At 35.7% G+C, this 23,668-nt stretch carries 18 protein-coding genes and 1 riboswitch; of the genes, 4 read left to right on the top strand and 14 right to left on the bottom strand.

The annotated features are described in order from the left end of the window. Positions 1 to 57: 57 nt before the first annotated feature. Positions 58 to 762 (bottom strand): GntR family transcriptional regulator, encoded by a 705-nt coding sequence (locus tag DKK70_RS05870; protein ID WP_110433144.1) that lies wholly within the window; start codon positions 760 to 762, stop codon positions 58 to 60. Positions 763 to 933: 171 nt separating this feature from the next. On the opposite strand from DKK70_RS05870, the gene DKK70_RS05865 reads away from it, so the two are divergent. Then, the gene (locus DKK70_RS05865; RefSeq protein WP_110433143.1) at positions 934 to 2,805 is read left to right on the top strand and encodes a glucose PTS transporter subunit IIA; all 1,872 of its coding nucleotides are present in this window, start codon (positions 934 to 936) and stop codon (positions 2,803 to 2,805) included. A gap of 13 nt (positions 2,806 to 2,818) precedes the next feature. Then, complete coding sequence (locus DKK70_RS05860) at positions 2,819 to 4,255, top strand: 6-phospho-beta-glucosidase (protein ID WP_110433142.1); 1,437 nt, start codon at positions 2,819 to 2,821, stop codon at positions 4,253 to 4,255. 92 nt (positions 4,256 to 4,347) lie between these two features. On the opposite strand, the gene dinB is transcribed toward DKK70_RS05860, so the two are convergent. The 6 genes from dinB to thiB form a co-directional block, all read right to left on the bottom strand. Then, the gene (dinB, locus tag DKK70_RS05855) at positions 4,348 to 5,403 is read right to left on the bottom strand and encodes a DNA polymerase IV (RefSeq protein ID WP_110433141.1); all 1,056 of its coding nucleotides are present in this window, start codon (positions 5,401 to 5,403) and stop codon (positions 4,348 to 4,350) included. Between the two features lie 72 nt (positions 5,404 to 5,475). Continuing rightward, positions 5,476 to 7,182, bottom strand: coding sequence for a phosphoethanolamine transferase CptA (gene cptA / locus DKK70_RS05850; RefSeq protein ID WP_110433140.1), 1,707 nt, complete (start codon positions 7,180 to 7,182; stop codon positions 5,476 to 5,478). Positions 7,183 to 7,862: 680 nt separating this feature from the next. After that, positions 7,863 to 9,401, bottom strand: coding sequence for a hypothetical protein (locus tag DKK70_RS05845; RefSeq protein ID WP_110433139.1), 1,539 nt, complete (start codon positions 9,399 to 9,401; stop codon positions 7,863 to 7,865). Between the two features lie 552 nt (positions 9,402 to 9,953). After that, positions 9,954 to 10,652, bottom strand: a complete 699-nt coding sequence (thiQ, locus tag DKK70_RS05840; RefSeq protein ID WP_110433138.1) for a thiamine ABC transporter ATP-binding protein ThiQ — start codon at positions 10,650 to 10,652, stop codon at positions 9,954 to 9,956. Continuing rightward, positions 10,630 to 12,210 (bottom strand): thiamine/thiamine pyrophosphate ABC transporter permease, encoded by a 1,581-nt coding sequence (thiP, locus tag DKK70_RS05835; protein WP_110433137.1) that lies wholly within the window; start codon positions 12,208 to 12,210, stop codon positions 10,630 to 10,632. Before thiP ends, thiQ begins: the two co-directional genes overlap by 23 nt. A gap of 24 nt (positions 12,211 to 12,234) precedes the next feature. Continuing rightward, positions 12,235 to 13,233: a thiamine ABC transporter substrate binding subunit gene (gene thiB, locus DKK70_RS05830; RefSeq protein WP_110433136.1), complete on the bottom strand. Its 999-nt coding sequence runs from the start codon at positions 13,231 to 13,233 to the stop codon at positions 12,235 to 12,237. Between the two features lie 40 nt (positions 13,234 to 13,273). After that, a riboswitch (TPP riboswitch) is annotated at positions 13,274 to 13,382 on the bottom strand. A gap of 155 nt (positions 13,383 to 13,537) precedes the next feature. Between thiB and argS the strand changes: the two genes are divergently transcribed. Then, the gene (argS, locus tag DKK70_RS05825; RefSeq protein ID WP_110433135.1) at positions 13,538 to 15,271 is read left to right on the top strand and encodes an arginine--tRNA ligase; all 1,734 of its coding nucleotides are present in this window, start codon (positions 13,538 to 13,540) and stop codon (positions 15,269 to 15,271) included. 44 nt (positions 15,272 to 15,315) lie between these two features. Here argS and DKK70_RS05820 read toward each other — a convergent pair whose 3' ends face one another. Then, positions 15,316 to 15,609 carry a putative quinol monooxygenase gene (locus tag DKK70_RS05820; protein WP_110433134.1) on the bottom strand — a complete coding sequence of 98 codons (294 nt, stop codon included), beginning with the start codon at positions 15,607 to 15,609 and terminating at the stop codon, positions 15,316 to 15,318. 417 nt (positions 15,610 to 16,026) lie between these two features. Here DKK70_RS05820 and DKK70_RS05815 point away from each other — a divergent pair, with 417 nt between their 5' ends. Beyond that, positions 16,027 to 17,043: an amidohydrolase family protein gene (locus DKK70_RS05815; RefSeq protein ID WP_219999694.1), complete on the top strand. Its 1,017-nt coding sequence runs from the start codon at positions 16,027 to 16,029 to the stop codon at positions 17,041 to 17,043. Between the two features lie 97 nt (positions 17,044 to 17,140). Here the strand turns inward: DKK70_RS05815 and DKK70_RS05810 are convergent, their stop codons facing one another. The 6 genes from DKK70_RS05810 to rluB form a co-directional block, all read right to left on the bottom strand. Continuing rightward, on the bottom strand, positions 17,141 to 17,599 hold the full coding sequence (locus DKK70_RS05810) for a hypothetical protein (RefSeq protein WP_110433133.1): 459 nt from the start codon (positions 17,597 to 17,599) through the stop codon (positions 17,141 to 17,143). A 162-nt stretch (positions 17,600 to 17,761) separates the two neighbouring features. Beyond that, complete coding sequence (locus tag DKK70_RS05805; protein ID WP_110433132.1) at positions 17,762 to 18,472, bottom strand: hypothetical protein; 711 nt, start codon at positions 18,470 to 18,472, stop codon at positions 17,762 to 17,764. A gap of 11 nt (positions 18,473 to 18,483) precedes the next feature. Continuing rightward, positions 18,484 to 19,878: a hypothetical protein gene (locus DKK70_RS05800; protein WP_146210848.1), complete on the bottom strand. Its 1,395-nt coding sequence runs from the start codon at positions 19,876 to 19,878 to the stop codon at positions 18,484 to 18,486. 25 nt (positions 19,879 to 19,903) lie between these two features. Then, the gene (locus tag DKK70_RS05795) at positions 19,904 to 21,070 is read right to left on the bottom strand and encodes a hypothetical protein (protein ID WP_146210847.1); all 1,167 of its coding nucleotides are present in this window, start codon (positions 21,068 to 21,070) and stop codon (positions 19,904 to 19,906) included. 25 nt (positions 21,071 to 21,095) lie between these two features. Then, positions 21,096 to 22,481 carry a hypothetical protein gene (locus DKK70_RS05790; protein WP_110433129.1) on the bottom strand — a complete coding sequence of 462 codons (1,386 nt, stop codon included), beginning with the start codon at positions 22,479 to 22,481 and terminating at the stop codon, positions 21,096 to 21,098. Between the two features lie 295 nt (positions 22,482 to 22,776). Further along, positions 22,777 to 23,658 carry a 23S rRNA pseudouridine(2605) synthase RluB gene (gene rluB, locus DKK70_RS05785; protein ID WP_110433128.1) on the bottom strand — a complete coding sequence of 294 codons (882 nt, stop codon included), beginning with the start codon at positions 23,656 to 23,658 and terminating at the stop codon, positions 22,777 to 22,779. Between the last annotated feature and the right edge of the window lie 10 nt (positions 23,659 to 23,668).

Genomic DNA, 23,668 nt, shown 5'->3' with positions numbered 1-23,668 from the left:
AAGATTGATTAGATTTCATTTGGTTAATAATTTATTAACGAAATGAAATCTTGCTGACTATTTCGAATGACTTTGCACATAGAATTGTGCGTTGTCGTAGTGGTAAATAATTTGTGAAAAATCGAAGGGTTCACCAGCGGTAGTATAGAAGATCTCTTCCACACATAAAGCGGGATCGCCAGGATTTAATCCTAAATAAGGGGCGATCTCTTCATCTAATTTTATAGCTTTAAAATATTTGTCTGAAAAACCAATATTGATTTTACAAATATCTTTTACATAGCTAAAAATGGAATTTTCAGCAATTTCGCGATTAAGATATGTGACAATTTTTTTGCGATAATAAGATTGCTCAAAACCATATACCTTACCTTCAACCAATCGTAATCGTTTTATATAATAGACCTGTTCATCATCTTCACAGTGCAAATTTTCTCTAACTTTGGCACTAGGTTGGACAACATCAACATTAAATACTTGTGAGGCGCCCGGTAAGTCATTTAAGTCAACAGTAAACCCATGGCTCTCTAAAAAATTGAGATAACCGCGTTTTTTCGGCTGCCTAACAAATATACCGCTGCCTTGTATTTGATAAATGACCCCGTGTCTTTCAAGACGATTTAGTGCTTTGATAATTGTACTACGGCTAACTTGATATTGTTGAATTAGTCCCTCAATATTAGGCAATTGCGTATCTTTGGGCAGATTATGTTCATAAATTGCCTGCTGAATTTTAGTTGCCACTTCTTGGTATTTTAACATTGGTAGTTCTTTAATATTTATCTAAATTATTTGCATTTTATACTTTTTGTGAAATAAATAAATCAAAATTGCAAAAACGAGATCTAGATCACAAACAATAAAATTGGTCATTAACAATTTTTAATTTAAGGATAATATAGGTTCTCTTACCTGTTGAAAGGAGCTTAGTTAATGTCATCTAAAATTAGAGATTATAATAAATTAGCAGTTGATATCCTAAATGAGTTAGGCGGTGAAGATAATATTGTTTCTGCCGCTCGTTGCGCAACTCGCTTACGTGTCGTGACGCAATCCACCCCTGAAAATGCCAAAGAAAAAATTGCCAGTTTTCCCGGTGTTATCACGGTGGTTGAAAAAGGTGGACAGATTCAAGTTGTTATCGGCACCAATGTTGATAAAGTCTATAGCGCATTTACTCAACTGATGAGCGGTAATAATAAGATTGATGCAAATAGCAAAAGTAGTATTTTGAATCGAATTATCGCGACAATGTCAGCGGTTTTTGCACCATTCGTTTATGTATTAGCCGGAGCCGGGATATTACAAGGGATCTTGATTTTAATTAAGTTAGCCTTTCCAGAATTTGAACAGACTGGTACTTGCCAAGTATTTAGCTTTATCTCTTGGGCACCATTTGTCTTTTTACCGATCTTTATTGCTATTACCGCATCGCAACATTTCCGTTGTAACATCTACATTGCGGTAGCGTGTTGTGCAGCACTGCTGTCACCAACATGGGCTGAGATTGCTAAATTGATTAAGGAAGGAGGCACATTTGATTTATTCGGTTTACCACTATCTGAAACCACTTATATGTCAACCGTATTACCACCACTATTTTTAGTCTGGTTACTTTCTTATTTAGAACGCCTTTTAGAGCCTCGCTTACATAGCATTATCAAACCGTTAGTAATGCCATTGATTTGTCTAGTTATTATGGTACCACTAACTTTATTAGTGATTGGCCCGATTACTGCTAGCGCAGCACACTATCTAGCAAGTGGTTACAATTGGATTGTCAATCTTGCGCCATGGATAGCCGGTGCAATTATCGGTGCTTTTTGGCAAGTTCTTGTTATTTTCGGTGTCCATTGGGGTATTACACCAGTTATTATTGAAAATATTCATACATATGGTAAAGATTCCTTCCAAGCCTACCAAACTATTGCGGTAATTGGTCAAGTCGGTGCGGCATTAGGATTCTACCTCAAAACACGTTCTAAAGAGATGAAGGGAATATCAATCTCAGCTTTTGTGACAGGTCTATTTGGTATCACTGAACCGGCGATTTATGGGGTTAACCTACGCTTTAAAACACCATTTATTTATGGTTGTGTCTGTGCTGCAATTGGTGGTATGGTCGCCGGTTTCTTTACACCTTACTACTATACCTATGCCGCATTACCCGGACCTTTAACCATTGTAAATGCGATTAATCCAGAACATTATGGTTCAATCATCGGTGTAGCAATTGGTTCAGCAATAGCATTATTTGGACCTGTTATTCTTCTGCAAATTTTGGGTACTAACGAAAACAAGCTAAATAATGAAAAAATTGAAAACGACACACCAAAAGTTGTGATTGATAAAATCAATATTACTAGCCCAATGATCGGTAAAGCATTGCCTCTGAGCGAAGTACCCGATCCAGCATTTGCCCAAAAATTAATGGGTGAAGGGATTGCCATCGAACCAACTGATAATCATGTTTACGCACCATTTGATGGCGTCGTTAGTGCAGTGTTTGAAAGTTCAAAACACGCGATCGGATTGGTTCTCGATAACGGTGTAGAATTATTAATTCACGTTGGTATTGATACCGTTAATCTAACTAATAATGAATTTAATTATCATATCACTAAGGGACAGCAAGTTAACCAAGGTGATTTATTAATCAGCTTCGATCCTCAAGCGATCAAACAAGCGGGTTATCCTTTAATTACCCCGATAATTATTGTTAACACCGATCAATACCAATTGATCACATTAACTGAAAATAAAGATGTAAATCTTGACGATATCATATTCGAAATTAAGCAATAACAAGGAACCAAAAATGACTAAAAAACCATTTTTATGGGGCGGCGCATTAGCTGCTCACCAATTCGAAGGCGGCTGGAATGAAGGGGGCAAAGGACCAAGTGTGGTTGATGTCATGACCGCTGGCGCGCATGGTGTTGCAAGACAAATCACTCAAGATATCGAAGCCGGTAAATTTTACCCAAATCATACCGCAATCGACTTTTATCATCATTATAAAGAAGATATCAAACTGTTTGCTGAACTTGGTCTTAAATGTCTCCGTACCTCAATTGCTTGGACACGAATCTTTCCGAAAGGTGATGAACTAGAACCAAATGAAGCGGGTCTACAATTTTATGATGACGTGTTTGATGAACTCATTGCCAATGGCATTGAGCCAGTTATTACTCTCTCTCACTTTGAAATTCCATTACATATCGCTCGCCAATATGGTGGATTTAGAAATCGTAAAACAGTAGAGTTCTTTGAACGTTTTGCCATTAGTTGTTTTGAACGTTATAAAAACAAAGTCAAATATTGGATGACCTTCAACGAAATCAACAACCAAATGGATACCAGTAACCCAATTTTCTTTTGGACTAACTCTGGTGTACAAGTTAAACCGGGAGAAAATCCACAAGAAGTACTTTATCAAGTGGCACACTACGAATTACTAGCCAGCGCTAAAGCGGTTATTGCTGGTAAAAAAATTAATCCTAATTTTGAAATTGGATGTATGATTTCTCACGTGCCTATTTACCCATACTCTTGTAATCCAGAAGATATGATGGCATCAGAAATCGCTATGCACCAACGCTTCTTCTTCCCTGATGTACATGTTCGTGGCTATTATCCATCATATGCATTAAAAGAGTTTGAACGTGAAGGCTACCAACTTGATATCACCGAAGAAGACTTAGCTTGCTTGAAGCAAGGTACCGTTGATTACATTGGTTTTAGTTACTATATGTCAACTGTGGTAAAAGCAGATGTTAACAACGACAACCGCGACAATATCGTCAATGGGGCATTACCAAATGCGGTTGAAAATCCATACATTAAAAGTAGTGACTGGGGTTGGCCGATCGATCCAGAAGGTTTACGTTATACACTTAATCGCTTATACGATCGTTATCAACTGCCACTATTTATTGTTGAAAATGGTTTTGGTGCAATTGATGAACTTGAGCACGACAACCAAATTCACGATAAACCACGTATCGAATACCTAGGCGCGCATATTAAAGCGATGCAAAAAGCGATGAATTACGATGGTGTTGACGTAATTGGTTACACCGCTTGGGGTATTATCGACGTGGTATCATTCACGACTGGCGAAATGAAAAAACGCTATGGTGTGATTTATGTTGATCGTGACAACGAAGGTAACGGCAGCATGAAACGCTATAAAAAAGAGTCGTTTGAGTGGTATAAAAATGTGATTAAGACCAATGGTCAAAGCTTAAAATAGCTAGTTAGTCACAATAAGAACAAAGGATCTGATTTTAATGTTCTAAACAGATCCTTTCTTAATAACTACCCCTCGCTAAACAAAGCGCCCTATCAGAAGTTAAAAATTAATTGCTTTTCAACTTGTGGGTCAATCAACGTCACATGAAAACCAATTAACCTAACGCCTCGATCATTGCGTCTTTCTAACCAAACTTTATGAGCTTGTTCAATCAGATCAGTTTTATCTAACTTTGACCACACATGCTCTTGTGTAGTGAGCTGAAAATCATCAAACTTAAATTTCACCCCTTGTCGAGCAATAGAGAGATCGGAACGAACTTTGCTTAACCGCTTCTCCAACTCGTCAAACAGCGGATCAAATTGCGCTAAACACTCATCCCAACTGTGAATATCATCGACCAAAGTACGCTCTACGCCAACCGACTTACGTTGCCGATCGTTACAGACTTCGCGTTCATCAATCCCTTGGCAACGTTCGTATAAAATACGTCCAAACTTACCAAACTGATTAAGTAATTTGGTTAGATCATAATTAACCACATCTTGGCAAGTATACAGGCCCAATTCGGCTAATTTCTTCTCGGTCACTTTACCGACTCCGGGGATCTTTTTAAGTGGGAGCTTTTTAATAAACGCTTCAACCTGATCAGGCGTAATCACATATTGGCCATTTGGCTTATTCATATCAGATGCTATTTTAGCCAAAAACTTAAGTGGTGCCACGCCTGCCGAAGCGGTTAATTCAAGCTCCTTATAAATCGCTTGGCGAATATCTTGGGCGATTAACGTAGCTGAACCATGACAAAGCTTACAGTCAGTCACATCCAAATAAGCCTCATCGAGCGAAAGAGTTTCAATGGTTTGGGTATAACGCCTAAATATTTGATGAATTTGATTGGAGACTTCTTTGTAAACCGCATGACGCCCAGGAATAACCTTCAGATTTGGGCACAGCTTAATTGCCTGTGCCATTGACATCGCACTATGCACGCCGTATTGACGAGCGATATAATTAGCGGTTGCTACCACGCCCCGCTTACGCGGATCGCCACCTACGGCTATCGGCACATTGCGATAACGAGGATTGTCTCGCATTTCGACAGCGGCATAAAAACAATCCATATCGACATGAATAATTTTTCGCATAAAGGGAGCAATAACATCTGAAAATAACTGTATAAATATACAATATCATACCTTTATCTTATCTGTAAATCACTATTTAGCCAACTTATCAAAATCGGTTAACCCCTTTTTATCATGAGGATCGCCAATCCAACGAATTGGTTGCACAAAGTCCTTATTCACAATACTTCTTTGCGGTTGATAATCATTAAAGCTAAGGCCTGCCAAATCTGACCAAGTATGAATTAAATCCTGAGTGCTAAATTTTCTATTTACATAAGATTGGAAATCATTAGGATGATTTGCCAACCATTTAGGTGATTGCCATAGCATAAATGGAACGGTATACATCACCCTCGTTGGTGCCTTCTCATTACGACCTAAAACTTCATGTGGCGCAGTTTGATAGACATCCTCACCATGATCAGAAAAATACAACATAAAGCCATTAGGATCATTTTCCTTAAACAGATTAAATAATTTGGTAGTAACAAAATCATTAAATGCAACTGCATTATCATAACTGTTATAAACCGCTAACTTATCGTCATCCAAATCAAAAGTTAAACCTGATTTGTCATTAAAACGTTGATACTCATCACCTTCAGGATAGCGCAGCTCATATTTAATATGTGTACCGAGTAGATGGATAATAATAAATTTCTTTTCAGCTGGATCGTCAAGTACATTTCTAAACGGTACAAAAACTGAAGAATCATATTGCCTTGAATTCTGATTACGATCATTATTCATATAATACTGCTCATCCGCTTGCTGAGAAAACATCGTTAGCATTGTATTACGTTTTGTCATGGTTTGTTGATTGGTGATCCAAAACGTCTTATAACCAGCCTGCTTCATCAAATGAATTAATGAGGGTTTAGTAAGATATAAATCAGGATGTTGCTCATCGGCCAAGGTTAGTGCTTGTTGCAATATCTCGATCGTATAAGGCCGTGAAGAAACTACATCATTGAACACTACAAAATCGGGATTATTCTTTTTAAATTGCTCAATTAACGGTGTCGTATTACGTTCATAACCATAAATCCCCATCCGATTACGCGTGGTCGACTCTCCAATGACCAGCACTAAGGTTCTTGGAGTATTACCATTGGCATCAGTTAAATTTTCAAATTTAGGTAAGGTTTGTAGGTGATTTAAGATATCTTCCATATTAGACAATTGCGAACGATAGGCAAGATAACTAGTAACTAATTGCCATGGAACTGTAGTTTCCATCCGAAGTAGCAAATGCTCTGTTGCACGTTCCAACGACGTCTTCTTGATCACTAAACTAATAAACAGCGGCATCAATGCATATACGACAATCACTATCGACACTAGCCATTTAGTTCTTTTTCTGACATAAATGGGTTTAACTTTAAACCATAATAACATCCCAACTAAACTATAAATCAATAGCACCGCGATTAACTTAATACTCAAATATTGGGTAATAAATTCATGTGATTCATTGAAATTCGACTCCGCCATCACAAAAAAGACACTTTGTGAAAATTCTTGTCGATAAATAGTAAAATAACCAATGGAAATCAATGACAATCCACCAATGACAAGGCCATATATAGCGGCATATTTTTTGGTAATATTAGGGAAAAATAGTATCGGCACCAACCAAATTAAACTATAAATTATCGAATCCCGCAAACCGCTAAAATTAGCATGTCCCGACAGTGCAATATAAAGTTGCAACGCACTTGAAAAGTAACAAAAATACAAAATAACATAAACTAACGAACACCAATTAAAATTCCTAGAGTTATCTAACTTTTGCATAGCTACAATTAATCACAATTAAAAAGTGTCACTAAACTAACAAAAGCAGATTAACAAAACCTTAAGAGCCAGTTAATAAAGATCATTTATTTTTTTTGAAAAATTAGTGAGATACGGACAAAAGTGCATTCCTCAATTTGTTTGAGGTTTGATGTCCCCCCTTTGCAGCACAAGACTAATACATTGAATTATTTGCTCTTATTAGTTAAATTATCTATGACTGTAAATTAACCTATTTAGGAGCATGACTTTATTCATCTATTGTTTAAAGGTCGTCTTTCTCGTCGTTTTATTTTCATCGTATTTTCTTTTTTTTAGGGTAGCTTATCTTATCCCTTAAAAAAGTTGTACGAATTAATGTAGCCTATCCAATGAATTAGTCTAGTTTATCCAAATTTTGGAGGTTCAAAAATCTTTTAATAATTTAACATCAAGAATGATAGGTTTAATGAATTACTAGCAGTAAAAACACGTTCCTTAGATAGTTTTAATGTAAAAAACTCCATTCCTCAAAAATAAAATCCGCCCAATTTGAGCGGATGGTTAACACTAAAGTCATAAAATCACTCTTTATCGCCCTCTTGATCAGCGCCATTGCCTTGACAAAACAGTTATTTTTTAGCTTTCTAACTCTACTTAACCTATTCCTAGCTTCCTTACCCAAGGAGTAATAATAAGTGCTAAGGATAGACGCAAATCCCGTGCCATTTTTGCCAAATAGCATTAATCAGAACTATGCTGCCCCGAAACGAAACGACATACTGATCGTTTTGATTCGTGCCATTATCCACCCAATAATAAAAGTCATGTCCGTTGAAATTAAGGTAATCAACCAGACTCCCCCACTCCGTAAAAAATCCAGCACCAATATGACGCTGATAATTATCATTGGTCGATGCAGGTGTAGCACCGCTGATATTGCCTTTAACTGCGTTGGTTAAATCTTTTACCATAGGGAACCGATATCCAATTTTAGTACACCAAGATGATGTATTAGTATAAGAGAATTTATCAGTATTTATTCGATCACCACGGGTGGCGAACCACTGCTTTAACACAAAACCATACTTGACGACTTCGTTATTATTATTATCAAGGCCAACTAACTCAAATACCTGAGGAAAAGATGGCTTACCGATACTATCCGGATTACTTGAACCCCATTGCGCAGAGTCAGTAACGGCAGGACCTTTCAGGGTGACCCGAACGCTGGTATTTGTTGAATTAGTCATCGTCGCCTTAATATCACCATTAGGTGAAACCTCTTTCCACGTTAAAGGTTGAGCAACACCAGCTATCTCTAAATCAAAATATAAACCATTAGCTCCCGTAGTAGGAAAATTTGAACCATAAGACGACGGCGTAACCGACTGAACAAGAAATCCCTTATCAGGGTTCCAAATGGTAGCAGGGCCACTATGCTGATGAGGATAATAATTTGTACCACCGTATCTCATGTTAGGTTTTGCAAAACAAATCACTGGTGCGGCCTTAGGATTAATATAATAACTGACATTACTTGCGCTAAAATGACTTTCATTCGGTACACCATAACGAGTTGTTAATGTACCTTCAGTACTAGATAACGTTAATTTATACGGCGCATTACAAACAGTAAGCACTTCATTACGGCCAACTGGTTGGTTATTTTTATCAACAATGGATAAACTTAAACTACCTGTAACAGTTATACCATTCCCCCCCTGACCATCGCCATCATCATCACCCCAATAATTATAGGGCGAACCAATAAGTGAACCTAATGTAATAGAATCTGTATTGGTTGGTACTAACATACCAATATCAGCAAAACTCTGACCTGCAACAGGTAAAACGATAGGATCGTCTCTTGAATTAGGAGTTGCGGGAGTGAATATGCTACCATCAGAAAGAGATATTCCAAGTAACTCGTCAATGTTGGTTGCCTGAGAGCGACCGCCGTCAAAGGTTAAATATGGGGCACGACCATTAATTATATTTGACGTTTTAGAGGTTAATGCCAGACTAGAATAGGAAGTTATTAACGGCAAAACAAACATTAACCCTAAAAGCAACTGCCCAGATAAAAAGGAACATTGCAAGGATTGCGATAAAACTCGCGCAATTTCATGCAATTTCGATAAACAATAGATTTTAGCGAAATATAAAGTTTGCGAGCTTAACTTTAACGAAGTTGAGTTATAGGTTATCCATATTGTGCTTTTAAAATTATAATTCATTTCGACATCCATGTCATTTAACTTTATGTTTTATTTGATGTTTTATTTGATGTTTTATTTGATGTTTTATTTGATTTTTAATTAAAATGGTGGGCTATTAACCTTTGAGGAGTAAGAAGTATAATGATTTTAAGCAACTATGCAACTTTTTTATAAAATTAAATTATTGAGTTAATGAAGATTTTTGTGAAAATTAATCATTTAATATTGGCTATAACTAAAAAATTTTTCATTTTTAAGCCTTAATATTCGGCTTTTGATATTACGTTTTATAAAAGCTACATACACTTTTAAAAGCTAAAACATTAAAGATTTGTCGGGAAAATTTCGAGATATAACTTGAAAGATTACTTAAGATTAATTGGTGTCATAAATGCAAGCTCAGCTATATAAAAAGATGAAAGTATTGGTGTAAAATTATTTTTTACTAAGTTAATATCAACCAATTGATATAAGTTATTTTTTCATTATTCCAATTAGTTAATCTGTCTATTAAAGTCTTTAAGTTATGAAATGACTTGACTTTTAATAATCTAAACAAGGTTATTAGTATCATCTAAAACCCAATAACCTTGCAATCCTCTGATTTTCGTTTTGTTTCAGATGATTCGGTGCTGCATTAAAAATAATCTTTCCATTTTCAATAACTAAGCAGCGTGAGAAGTGGTTAAGAGAATCATCCAAGTAGTGAGAGACCATCATTAAGGTAAGATTAAATTCTGAGCAAACTTGATTGACCAAGGCTAACATTTCAAAACGTAATGCTTGGTCAAGGGCGGAAAATGGTTCATCTAATAATAATATAGGACGATGTTGTATTAGACAACGTGCCAATGCTACTCGTTGACGTTGCCCTCCTGATAGTTGTTCCGGATAGCGTTGATTAAAGCCCTCTAGTCCTATGCGAATTAAAATATCGTCAATAGTGGTTTGTTCGGTTCGACTAAGTTTTAATGCGGGTTTGATGCCTAAGGCTATATTTTGTTCAACAGTAAGATGGCTAAATAAATTATTATGTTGAAATAGCATTGATACAGGACGTTTGCCAGGTAAAGTTGTGGTAACATTCTGCTGATTTAGAATTATTTGCCCTGAGTTAGGAAAAATAAATCCAGCAATTAAACTGAGTAAAGTGCTTTTACCTGCCCCACTTGGACCAACAATAACAACTCGTTCTTTAGCGGCAATATTTAGCGCAAAGTGCATTTTGAAGTCATTATAATGATATTCAATTTTTTGAAGTTCGATCATAATCCATCACAACTAATAAACTAAATGATAAAAGTAATAAAATCGTTGCTGTTACTATACTTTCTTGGTAATGATAATGCGATATCTGTTGATAAAGATAATAAGGTAACGTGGCAACTGACTGCCCACCAAATAGTGCTATTACTCCAAAATCACCCAATGATAACACTGCAGCAAAAGCAAAACTCATTAACATTTTACTTTTCAATCCTTTAAAGTCCACTAAATAAAAATGGGCTACACCATTAATATTCAATGACTGAGTTAACTGCCAATAACGCGCTGTGATGTCATACAATGGCATGGCTAAATTTTTTAGAATAAAAGGTAAGGCGATTAATCCATTACATAACATAATTAATAAACAGATAAAAACCGTGTTATTGCTATAACCAAATAGCAATAAAAATAGTCCAGATGCCAATACCATGCTCGGTATGGCTAAGATAAGTGAGGCTATCAGCATCAATCGATTGCTTATTTGACGCTGCTGATTGATTAACAGTCGACTATTTGTCCACAGCAACAACAAACCAAGTAGCATCGCAATCATGGCAGAGCCAAAAGCGATAACGATTGAAAACAGTAACGCTTGTAGTAACATGAATGTTAACAATGAAATTCGGAAAAAAAAGATACCTTGAATCAATATGGTGAGCATTGGTAAAAAGATAAATAGTCCACCGCTGATGATAACAAACATACTGATAACTTTTAGCCAATTGGCTGTCGGTAATCGATAGTTTGTGTCACTAAATGTGACACTAAATTTTGTTCCAGTTTTGTTGATTTTTTGCATTAAACCGATAAAAGCCAAACAGCAAAGCAACTGTACACAAGCAAGTAATGCGGCTTGTAATAGGTCAAAGTCACGCACGGCTTGGTAGATAGCTACTTCTAGCGTAGTATATTTGGGACCTCCACCGAGAGCGAGGACAATGGCAAAACTCGAAAAGCAGAGCATAAAAATAAGAGCTGCCATAGGCAATATTTGTCTACGAAGTAAAGGCCACTCGAGTAATTTAAAAAAGGTAAAGGTTGAAAAGTTAAGTTGTGCAGCCAGCTGTCTTTGTTCAATAGGAACACTGTTTAGCGTTTGATAAAATAGCGCGCATGCGTAAGGAAAATTTAAAAAAACATGCGCCAATAAAATACCTTTTAATCCATAAATTGAAAATGAGAATGGGATATGCAGTAGTTGGCACAAGTAAGCCAGTACCCCTTGTTGACCGTACACCGATAATAATCCGGTCACCACCACTAAGGCCGGCAGAATAAAGGTAACTGGCATTAACTTTATCAATAATCGTTTACCTTTAAACTCAATTAAGGAGAGAGCTTTAGCCATTAGGATTGCCGATGTAAGCGAAAGTATTGTCGATAATAAAGCTTGATAAAAGGTGATCCAAACGATATGCAGTACATAGCTATCAAGATAGATCGCTACATTGCCTGATTGTAAGGCAAATCGCCAGATAGCAATGAGTGCTGAGCCTAAAATAATAAGAATTAAGCTAGCAGCACTGATTCCCGGTAGTAACGATTTAAATTTTAACATTGGTAGTACAGTTCTAAGGCAAAACTATTTACTAATTGCCGATTGCCACTCTCGAATCCAAGCCTTTTGATGTTTTTCGATCTCTTCTGGTTTAAATTCTAGCGATCTATTTACCGAATTAATTTGTGCAAAGGCATTAGGGATATCGGTTTTAATAATTGGATACATCACATTTTTTTCAGCAAATTGGCGTTGCACTTCTGGCGTAAGTAAATAGCGTAAAAATTGTCGAGCTAAGTCGACCTCTTGACTATATTTTATGATACCTGCCACCTCTACTTGACGATAATGTCCTTCATCAAAAATAGCCGCTTGATAATGGCGATCATTTTCGTTCATGATATGCGCCACCGGAGAGGTATTATAGCTGAGTACAAAATCGGCCTCACCTTTTAAGAACATGCCATAAGCTTCACTCCAACCTTTAGTAACAGTTACGGTGTTTTTAGCCACTTGTTGCCATGCATTTGCGGCATTGTCACCATACACTTTTTTCATCCAAAAAAGTAAACCAAGTCCTGGCGTACTAGTTCTTGGATCTTGATAGATGATCTTCCAACCAGCTTTATTGTCGACCAGTTCATGTAAAGAGTGTGGTGGATTTTTGACTTTGTCTATATTATAGATAAAAGCAAAATATCCAAAATCATAAGGCATAAAGCTATCGTCCCACCAATTGGTATTAAGATTATCCGGTTTAGCGATTTGATGCGGAATAAGCAGATTGGCTTGTTTTGCCTGTTCTAACAAGTTATTATCGAGTCCTAAAATAACATCGGCATTAGTTTTATCACCTTCAAGGCGAATACGATTTAATACCGAAACCCCATCACCTAAAGTGACAACATCAAGCTGGCAGTTGCACTGCGCTTCAAACCCTTTTTTAATCACCTCACCCGGCCCCCATTGTGACATAAATGAGTTATAGCTATATACGGTTAAGGTAGGAAGTTCAGCATTGGCTAATTGGCTAAACAGTGATAAGGAAAAAATAACAGATAGTAAAAAGTTTTTACGAAACATTTTGCCTCCAAAGTAATTAGTAAAAGACAAAAGGTTTGAGCAGATATAATAACTCAAATCCCTCCGCTGGCATTATCCAGTTCAGGTTCGACGAGTTATGTCAGTCACTCTGACACTCTCAGCCCTCCAGGGCACCCCGTTGAGAACAATAAATAGTTTAGTGTGAGCAAGTAGAATTGTAAACAAGCGTTTTGTCGATAGCCAGATAATTGCGCAATAGATGTTAGATATCAGCCAATCAGTGACAATTGTTACGTTTGTCGGTATTATATGCCTCATTTATTTCTTATCGATTAGGTATAGTGTGAATATTCAACAATTACTAACGCAACGAGTTTCCCAAGCAATGATTATGGCAGGTGCCGATAAAAATTGTGATGCTTTAATCAAGCAATCAGCTAAAGTTCAATTTGGTGACTATCAAGCTAATGGTATCATGTCTACCGCTAAAAAATTGGCTATGCCACCACGAGCATTGGCAGAGAAGGTTTTGCAACATCTTGATATTGATGATATTGCCGATAAAGTGGAAATTGCAGGTCCCGGTTTTATTAATATCTTTTTAAAAGATAGTTGGATTGCCGATCAGAACGAATTGGCTTTAAGTAGTGATAAACTGAATATTACCTTACCAGCCAAACCGCAAACCATTGTGGTTGATTACTCTGCACCAAACGTTGCCAAAGAGATGCACGTTGGTCATTTACGCTCAACCATTATTGGTGATGCCAGTGTGCGGGTATTATCTTTCTTAGGTCACAATGTTATTCGAGCTAACCATGTTGGTGATTGGGGTACTCAATTTGGTATGTTGATTGCTTATCTGGAAAAGATGCAAAATGAACATGCCAACGATATGCAACTGTCGGATTTAGAATCTTTCTATCGTGCTGCTAAAAAACATTATGATGAAGATGAAGTCTTTGCTGAAAAAGCACGAAATTATGTAGTTAAACTCCAAGGTGGCGATGAGTATTGTCGTGATATGTGGCGTAAGCTTGTTGATATTACCATGACACAAAACATCGCAACTTATAAACGATTAAATGTAACATTAACAGTTGAAGATACCATGGGCGAAAGCATTTATAACAGTATGCTACCGGGTATTGTTGCCGATTTAAAACAGAAAAAATTAGCCGTTGAGAGTGAAGGCGCCATTGTGGTATTTTTAGATGAGTATAAAAATAAAGAAGGCGAACCGATGGGCGTTATCATCCAAAAACGTGATGGTGGCTACCTATATGCAACAACCGATATCGCTTGTGCTAAATACCGTTATGAAACGTTACACGCTGATCGTATTCTTTATTATACTGATTCTCGTCAACATCAACATTTAGAACAAGTTTGGACGATTGTCCATAAAGCTAAATATGTTCCAGAATCGTTGAAACTAGAACACCATATGTTTGGGATGATGCTTGGTAAAGATGGCAAACCGTTTAAAACTCGTTCAGGTGATACCGTTAAATTAAATGATCTACTTGATGAGGCAACTGAACGTGCAGAAGCCTTAATTAAAAGTAAGAATCCTGAGCTTTCTACAACGGAACTGGCTCAAGTGGTTGATGCTGTGGCAATTGGTGCCGTGAAATATGCTGATCTATCGAAAAATCGTACCACCGATTATGTATTTGATTGGGATAATATGTTGTCATTTGAAGGCAATACCGCGCCTTATTTGCAATATGCTTATACTCGTGTACTTTCGGTATTTAGAAAATCTAATATCAGTGAAAATAGCTTAACAGGTAATATCAATTTAAGTACCGACAAAGAGCGTGCCTTAGCCATTCGATTAATTCAATTTGATGAAACGATTTCCAACGTCGCCGCAGAGGGAACTCCACATGTGCTTTGTGCTTATTTGTATGATATAGCGACTCTATTCTCCAGTTTCTATGAGCACTGCCCTATTTTAGCGGCTGAAAATGAAGAGTTGAAACTGAGCCGTTTAAAACTGGCCTCTTTAACCGCGAAAACGCTTAAGACCGGTTTGGATATGCTTGGTATCAAAACGGTTGATAAGATGTAATATGATAAGCCACCGACACTTTTGAGTGTCGGTGATTTTACCTATTAGATGTCGACCTGTTTAGCGACTGAAATCGATAATCCATCAACATGATCCTTTGCAAAATTGGCGAATTCAACAAAATGCGCAGTGGTATTGTGTAAGTCGATCGCCTGCTGTGATAGCCACCTTTCTACTACAATATAAACATTCGGATTTTCAATACTTTGATTAAGCTCATAACGCAAGCAACCTGCTTCAGCTCGACTACCAGTAACTAATCGTTTAAAAATAGGGGTAAATGCCTCTTGAAATTCTGGTTTAACCGTAATTGTGGCTATAATATTGAGTGGTGTCATATATTTTCCTTTAGAACAAATTAATTTATGATTCACACTATAATTAATAAATCATTTTTATGCTAATCTCATTTTTTCGACCACGATACTTAGTATTAAATAATAAGTTAGAGTGGTAAAATTTAATAATTGCCCATCGCTGAGCGCAAAAAACTATTTTGCTGTTAAATAATCTCAAAAATAATACTTTAACCATTTCATTTATTTAGATATTTTTAAAATTAAAGTACTTGATCTTATCAATAAAAACATTAGAATTCTCGACAACTTATTAGAACTTAGCAATAAATATTCTATGAAAAATAATAATTTAGTCATCGCAAACAATAACCCGTGTAAGTCATTTTGATCCTCCTTTTTGGAGGATTTTTTTTGTCGATTTAAATCTTAATAGTAACTGAATTGTAGAGGCACATTATGACCGATAATAAAACCATGTTATCAACCAGTCGAGACCAAAGTTTAAAAGCATATTTGATGAATAAAATTAAGCAAAATGGTGGTTGGGTTAATTCACATATGCATGCTGATCGTGCTTTTACAATCACTGTCGATAGTTTTGATGTCTATCAAAAACAAACTCTGATTGAAAAATGGGATACGCTGGATAAAGTCAAAGCGGCAATGACCGAAGATGATTATTACCGGCATTTTAGCATGGCGGTTGAGCGTATGATTGAACAAGGTGTAACTGCCATGGGGTCGTTTGTCGATATCGACCCGATTGCTGAAGAGCGCGCAATTCGAGGAGCGCTGCGAGCGCGTGAGACCTATAAAAGTGACATTATCATTAAATTAGTCAACCAAACCCTTAAAGGGGTAATTGATAAAGAAGCACGTTATTGGTTTGATAAAGGCGCTGATTTAGTCGATATTATCGGTGGCTTACCTCGTCGTGATGAACGCGATCATGGTGAAGGAATGGGACTTAAACATTTAGATGTGTTAATGCAGACCGGTAAATCATTAGGCAAGATGGTGCATGTGCATGTTGACCAATTTAATTCATCAGATGAGATCGAAACCGAACAATTAACTGATAAAACCATTGAGCATAATATGCATGGTCGAGTGGTGGCCATTCACAGTATTTCGATTACTGCTCATAGTTTGCAATATCGTCAAAAACTCTACCAAAAAATGAAAGAAGCTAAAATGATGGTAATTGCTTGCCCATTTGCTTGGATCGATAGCCCACGCCGTGAAGAACATGGCCCAACCCGCAATTCATTAACGCCAGTCGATGAACTTGCTGCCGCCGGAATACCTGTGGCAATTGGGACTGATAACGTCAGTGATTATATGTTACCTTTTTCAACCGGTAATATGTGGGAAGAACTTAAATTATTAGTCACTGGCTGTCGTTATACAGATTTAGATAATGTGGTAAATGTTGCCACCAAAAATGGGCGAATGGTATTAGGCATTGAATAATTGTTTGATTAAAAATTTAACTGAGATTTAGTCATCTTTAAAAATAAAAATCCCACCTAGAGAATAACTGAGTGGGATTATATTTATTGATTGTTATTTATAATTGATGAATTGCTGAAGAAAGCCTAGAAAGGTAATTGCTAAAACTTGATTTTATATCATCTTCTGCTTGTTGTCTTAATTCACTACGAGAATAGTAATTACCGTCTGTACTATCAAATTCGTAACTAGGTTTATCACCAGTGTAGGTATACTTAACTTGTCTCGAACTTTTTTCAGCTGAAAATCTGTCATAATAACCACTTAATCCAGAAATATTTACGCTAAGGTTTAAACTATAATTACTTACTAATGTTTCAGTTCTTAAGTTATATTCTTTTTCACCATTCTTTTTAGTGTCATTTGTTACTGAACCGCCATCATCCGAATATCGCTCATCTTCACTAAGATTAATAGTAATGTCACTACCACTACTGTTGTAAACTAATATAATAGCATCATCATTTTTGAAATAATCTTCTACAAAATTAGAAAATGAATTTGTATTACCTGTCACATATAGTCTTATTTTACCTTGGTCAGCATAACTTATTGCTTTTTGTTGCGAATCTCGATAATTACCATACTTTGCATAAATATTTGTTGCTACCTGTCGATATTAATAATGTCGTATCGCATCTTTAGCTGTATTTTCACCTTGTGAATATCAATTATAAGCTTAACGTTTGATCATTTTTTTTTCATAGTAATTAGTTAATTCTTTAGTGTCTTTGTAATGACCTAAAGGCTTATAAATATCGATAATCGTTCTAAAACAAGTTACCGCTGTACTATAATCTCCTAATTGTATTTGTTGTTTGGCAAGTTTGTATAATACTTCTGCCTCAAGTTGCCGGTATCTAGTATCAGAGTAAATATAAGCTTTTTCGATATCTTTATCATAATACCAATCTAATGATTTTTTATATAAAATTGCTCTTTTCTCATAATCTCCAGGATATATAGCGGGGATAGCGTTTGCTTGTTCAATATAAATATTAGCTAATTTTTGTTTTAAACCTTCACTTGAATATTTATCCAAAAAGAAGGCTAATTGCGGACTATAATAATGATTAGTCAAACGCAGGGACATCTCTAATAATTTTTGATAGATTTCAATGCGGTTTTCATAATCAGATTTAATGGTATTCGCTAATTCAGTCTCATATTTATTCATCATTTCAGCCACTAACTGACGCAGTTTTTCTACATCAGTTTGCTTAAAATTTCCTTCACTCTTTTCTTCTATTGTTCCCGCTAAAAGATTGATGCTTTGCAGAAAGTTTCCTTCTTCATAAGCATCTTGATATGTGCGTTGGTGGGCACAAGCAACTAATAGAAATATTGATAAAGAGGCCAAAATAATTTTCATTAATTTTTTAATTTTCATAAAGTTGTCCTTTATAGGTATGAAAGATCTTTAACAATACTTTCAATTATTGATCTTAATTGACTGCTTTGTTCGCTTTTAGCTCTTTGTTCTAATTCATCTGGAGATTCTAAAACACCTTCGTTATAGTCATGTACATGTGAAGGTACATCTCCACCCCAATAATTAACCTCATATTTTTCTGAAGATTTTTCTATAGTAAATGAGCTACTTGAACTAATAAGTCCTCTAACGCTTACTTCAGTCGATAATGTTAAGCTATTGCGATAAGTTCTGGTTGACTCGCTGTAAGACACTTCTTTAAAAGTTTCGACCTGAGTTGTATGCCCTTGATCATCGGTCTGTTCTACATATTTATCAAATACTTTTTCGCGTTTTATTTCCGTGTTATACGATTGTTGAGGGGAGTAATAACGGCTATTACAAGTCACACTAACCATGACATCTGCCCTAGATAAAGAACTGACAAAGTAGAGATAATCAGCAGAAAAAGCTGAGCCTACATCAGAACAGAGATCGTCAGAATGAAAATAAACCGATATTAAACCTTTATTATGATACTTTTCAGCTAAAGAAGCTGCATCTTTATAACGTCCAAAACGACTATATACGTCTGCGGCTTGCCTATAATATTCGCCAACTGAACGAAAAGTTGAGCGGCTGTCAGCGCCTTTTGCCAGTTTTTTACCTTTTTGATAAGCCTCTTCGGCCATTAAAGTAGCGTGTTTTTTAGCATTATCATAAGCGCGTTTATCACTGTCTTTATATTTACCTAGTGGTTGATATACTGATGATGCTTGACTAAATGCCTCAGACGCAGCGTTATAATCTTTCTGTTTTTCGAAATTTCTACCTTGATCATAGAAATCTTTAGCGGCAATCTGCATATATTTGGTATTAGCATTTTTATATAAAGTAGCAATATTTTTATAACTGTAGTAAGACAAACCACTTTTATATAACTCAGCTTTTGTATGATAACTGTCAGAATCAGTACCAGTGATTGAATTACCATAGTCATAGAAATCTTTAGCAATAATTTGCCTCAAGTCTTCATCAGAATATTTATCAAAAAAGAATACCAATTCAGCACTGTAAAAACGGTTACTTAAGCGTTGGTTAATCTCGAATAACTTTTCATAAACATCAATACGTTTTTTATAATCAGTCTTATCGGTGCTAGTTAATTCATCCTCATATTTGTTCATCACATCAGTTACTAACTTACTGAGTTTTTCGGCATCAGTTTGCTTAAAGTTTTCTTCACTTTTTTCCTCTATTTTTGCCGCTAATAGATTGATACTTTCAACATAGTTTCCCTCAGCATAAGCATCTTGAGATGTGCGTTCGTGAGTACAACTCACTAATAAAAACATTAATAAACTTGCAATAATAATTCTCATCATATTTTTCCTTATTAAAAATTGTCCATTAAAGGGAAGAAAGTTTTTGAGCAATACTTTCTAGCAATGATCTTAATTTAGTGATCTGTTCTCTTTTTGCTACTGGTAGTAAATCATCATCATTTTCATAATAGCTTGAAGTTATTGCATACATAGTGTCAGAAAAGTCAATAAGTCCTTTCATCATTACTACAGTCTTTAGGCTTAAAATATTGTTAGTAGTATCCAATTTCGTATAGTAAGTTTCATCTTTTAACGTTGGGATTTGAATGCTATTCCCTTGAGCATCGATATGTTCTATGTATTTATCAAATACTTTTCGGGTGTTTGGCATGTCAATCTGTGTGTTTGTTACTTTATATTCTTTATCAGAAGTTATTTTAATTTTGAGATCAGCGTCAATAGGAGAAGTAACAAAAGTGATATAATCTTTATTTAGAGCCAATTTTATGTCAGAAAAGTATTCAGAACCATAGCCATAAACTTTTATTATTCCTTTGCGTTTATAAGTGTTAGCTAAAGAAGCCGCATCTTTATAATGTCCATAATGACGATATGCATTTACGGCTTGCTCATAATATTTGGCGACTTGACGATATTCTAGGCGTAGGGTTGCGTTTTTCGAAAGCATTTTTGCTTGCTGATAAGCCTCTTCGGCCATTAAAGTAGCGTGTTTTTTAGCATTATCATAAGCGCGTTTATCACTGTCTTTATATTTACTTAGTGGTTGATATATTGATGATGCTTGACTAAATGCCTCAGCTGCAGCTTTATAGTCGTTTTGGGTTTCGAAATTTACCCCTTGGTCATAGAAATCTTTAGCAATGTTCTGTCGCAAATTTTCATCAGGATATTTATCGAAAAAGTTCACTAATTCCGCACTGTAAAAACGATTACTTAAACGCTTGTTCATCTCTAACAGTTTTTGATAGATTTCAATGCGCTTTTTATAATCTGTGTTATTGGTGCTGGCTAATTCATCTTCATATTTGTTCATTACATCAGTCACTAACTGACGCAGCTGTGCGGCATCAGTTTTCTTAAAGTTTGCTTCACTTTTTCCTTCTATTGTAGTAGCTAACAAATTGATGTTTTCAAGATAATTTCTTTCCGCATAAACATCTCGATATGTCCGTTGATGTGTACAACCAATTAATAAAAACATCATTAAAAAAGTGGTAATAATTCTCATCATATTTTTCCTTATTAAAAATTGTCCATTAAAGGTAAGAAAGATCTTTGGCTATATCGTCTAATCTTGAGTTTAGCTCGGATAATAAATCTCTTTTGGCTTGAGTGTATAAATCATCTTTCGATTTTAAGCGACCATCACTGTGATTATGAAATTTGGCAGGTACATTACCACTATAAATATAGTCATGTTTAACTGAGGATTCTTCAATTTTAAATGATTTGCTATAACTATAGATACCGTGAACCTCAATGCTAGCCGTTAAGGTTAATTTGTTACTATGAGTTACTGTTTGTAAGTTATATCGTTGATCTTTGTAAGTTTTGATTTGAGTTGTATTACCGTTTTTATCTTTTGCTTCAATATATTTATCAAAGACTTGCTCAATCTTAGTTTCATTGGTTACTGATTTATCTAGATCGACAAAATCACTTTTAAAGTCAATTCGAATATCTATCTCTGCACTACTCGAGTAATTGGCAAATTGAATATAATTTGCACTTAATTTATCTCTTATTTCATCGGTGAAACTTGAACCATAGTAATAAACTTTAATTATGCCTTTTTTAGCATAAGTATCAGCTAATGAACTGGCGTCAAAATATTGTCCATATGGCCGATATATAGATGCTGCTTGCGCATAATACTTGGCAACTTCTCGATATTCATAACGCTTTGTCGCATTCATTGCCAGTTGTTTAGCTTGTTGATAAGCCTCTTGAGCCTGCTGGGTAGCATATTTTTTGTCATTATCTTTCGCAAGTTTATCACTATCTTTATATTTACCTAGTGGTTTGTATATCGATGAAGCCTGACTAAAAGCTTGAGCAGCAGCTTTATAATTTCCCTGTTGTTCGAATTGTTTACCTTGGTCATAGTAATTTTTGGCTGCCATCTGCATATATTTAGTATTGGCATTTTTATATAAAGTAGCGGCATTTTTATAATTGTCGTATGACAAACTATTTTTAAATAATTCGGCTTTTGTTCGATAACTTTCACTGTCAGTGCCAGTGATGTAATTACCATAATCATAATACTCTTTAGCAAGAGTTTGCTTTAATTGACTAGTGTCATATTTATCATTGAAAAAACTGATGTGATCAGAATAAAAGCGATGACTTAATATCTCTTTCATAGTTAATAAATGCTTATATGCATCTATTTTTTGAGGATAATCATATTGATGGAAGTAATTAAGGTCTTTTTCGTAAAACTGCATTACATTACTAACAATAGTTTGTAGGCGCTTAGCGTCCTGTTGATCAAACTTTGCTGGCCCTTTTTCATCCAAACTGGCAGCTAAAAGATTGATACTTTCTATATAGCGACCTTCCTTAAATGCATCTTCAGCGGTTCGCGTATGGCATGCCGTTAATAAAAATATACAAAAAATAGCAATAATCGTGCGCATAAACTTCCTTTCTTTACTTCTTTTTTCTACTAGTTATTTCAAGTATTTCATATCCATTTTTTTGATATGTTTATATAAAAATGGCTATTTTTATCAGTTTATTAAAAAACTGTTGGTTGAGTTTATGCTAAACTTTTAGCTAATTATTAACTTTTATTGCTACTTTTTTTACATTTTGTTATTAATTATTAACAATAAATGCTATTAGTGGTTTTGGTAAATGTTTAAAATTAATTGGCGGGATGATGTTACCCTTAAATAAAATAGTCATTTTTATTTAAGGGTTAGCAAGATTTTACATTCGTGTCGGTTTTTTATTCACTTTTTGACGAGTAGATCTGCTTGTCTGATTAAGTTTCAGTCGTTTCGGTTTGGCAATGCGTTTGTCGGAAGATGACTTAGTGGTAAAGCTTTTGACTTCAGCAGGTAAGCCGACTAATTGGCGTAAATAATTAACTGAATCAATACCCAGTTCCATCCATGTACCTCGCGATAAACCTTTTGGTAACGTGATATTACCATAGCGAATACGAAGTAAGCGACTAACTTGAACATCAATGGCTTCCCACATACGACGAACTTCTCGATTACGACCTTCGGTAATAACCACATTAAACCACTGATTTAGTCCATCACCGCCTTGTGGTTTGATGGAGTTAAATGCAGCAGGACCATCTTCTAACTGAACGCCTTTGCGAAGTTGATTAAGTTGTTGGTCAGTAATATTACCAAATACGCGAACGGCGTATTCACGTTCAATTTCATGCCTTGGATGCATAAGGCGATTAGCTAGTTCACCATCTGTTGTGAATAGCAATAAACCCGATGTATTTATATCAAGTCGACCAATATTGATCCAACGAGCATTTTTTAAGCGTGGTAATCGTTCAAATACGTTGGCACGACCTTGCGGATCATGGCGAGAGCAGATCTCGCCTTCTGGCTTGTAATAAGCGAGTACTCGACAGACCTCTTTTTCTTTACTTCTTAATTGCACCAAGTGGCCATTAATACGAATTTTAGGGTTGGCATTAACATCGACCCGGTCACCTAATGTTGCAATTTTACCGTCAACACTAATTTTGCCCGCAACGATCATCGCTTCAATTTCACGACGTGAGCCATTGCCTAAATTGGCTAACACTTTTTGTAATTTTTCAGAATTCAATTTTTTCATTTTGCCTCGC

The organism is Gilliamella apicola, assembly GCF_003202655.1.
In the GTDB taxonomy this organism is placed as follows: Bacteria; Pseudomonadota; Gammaproteobacteria; order Enterobacterales; family Orbaceae; genus Gilliamella; species Gilliamella apicola_R.
This window is presented reverse-complemented; position numbering and strand designations above follow the sequence as displayed.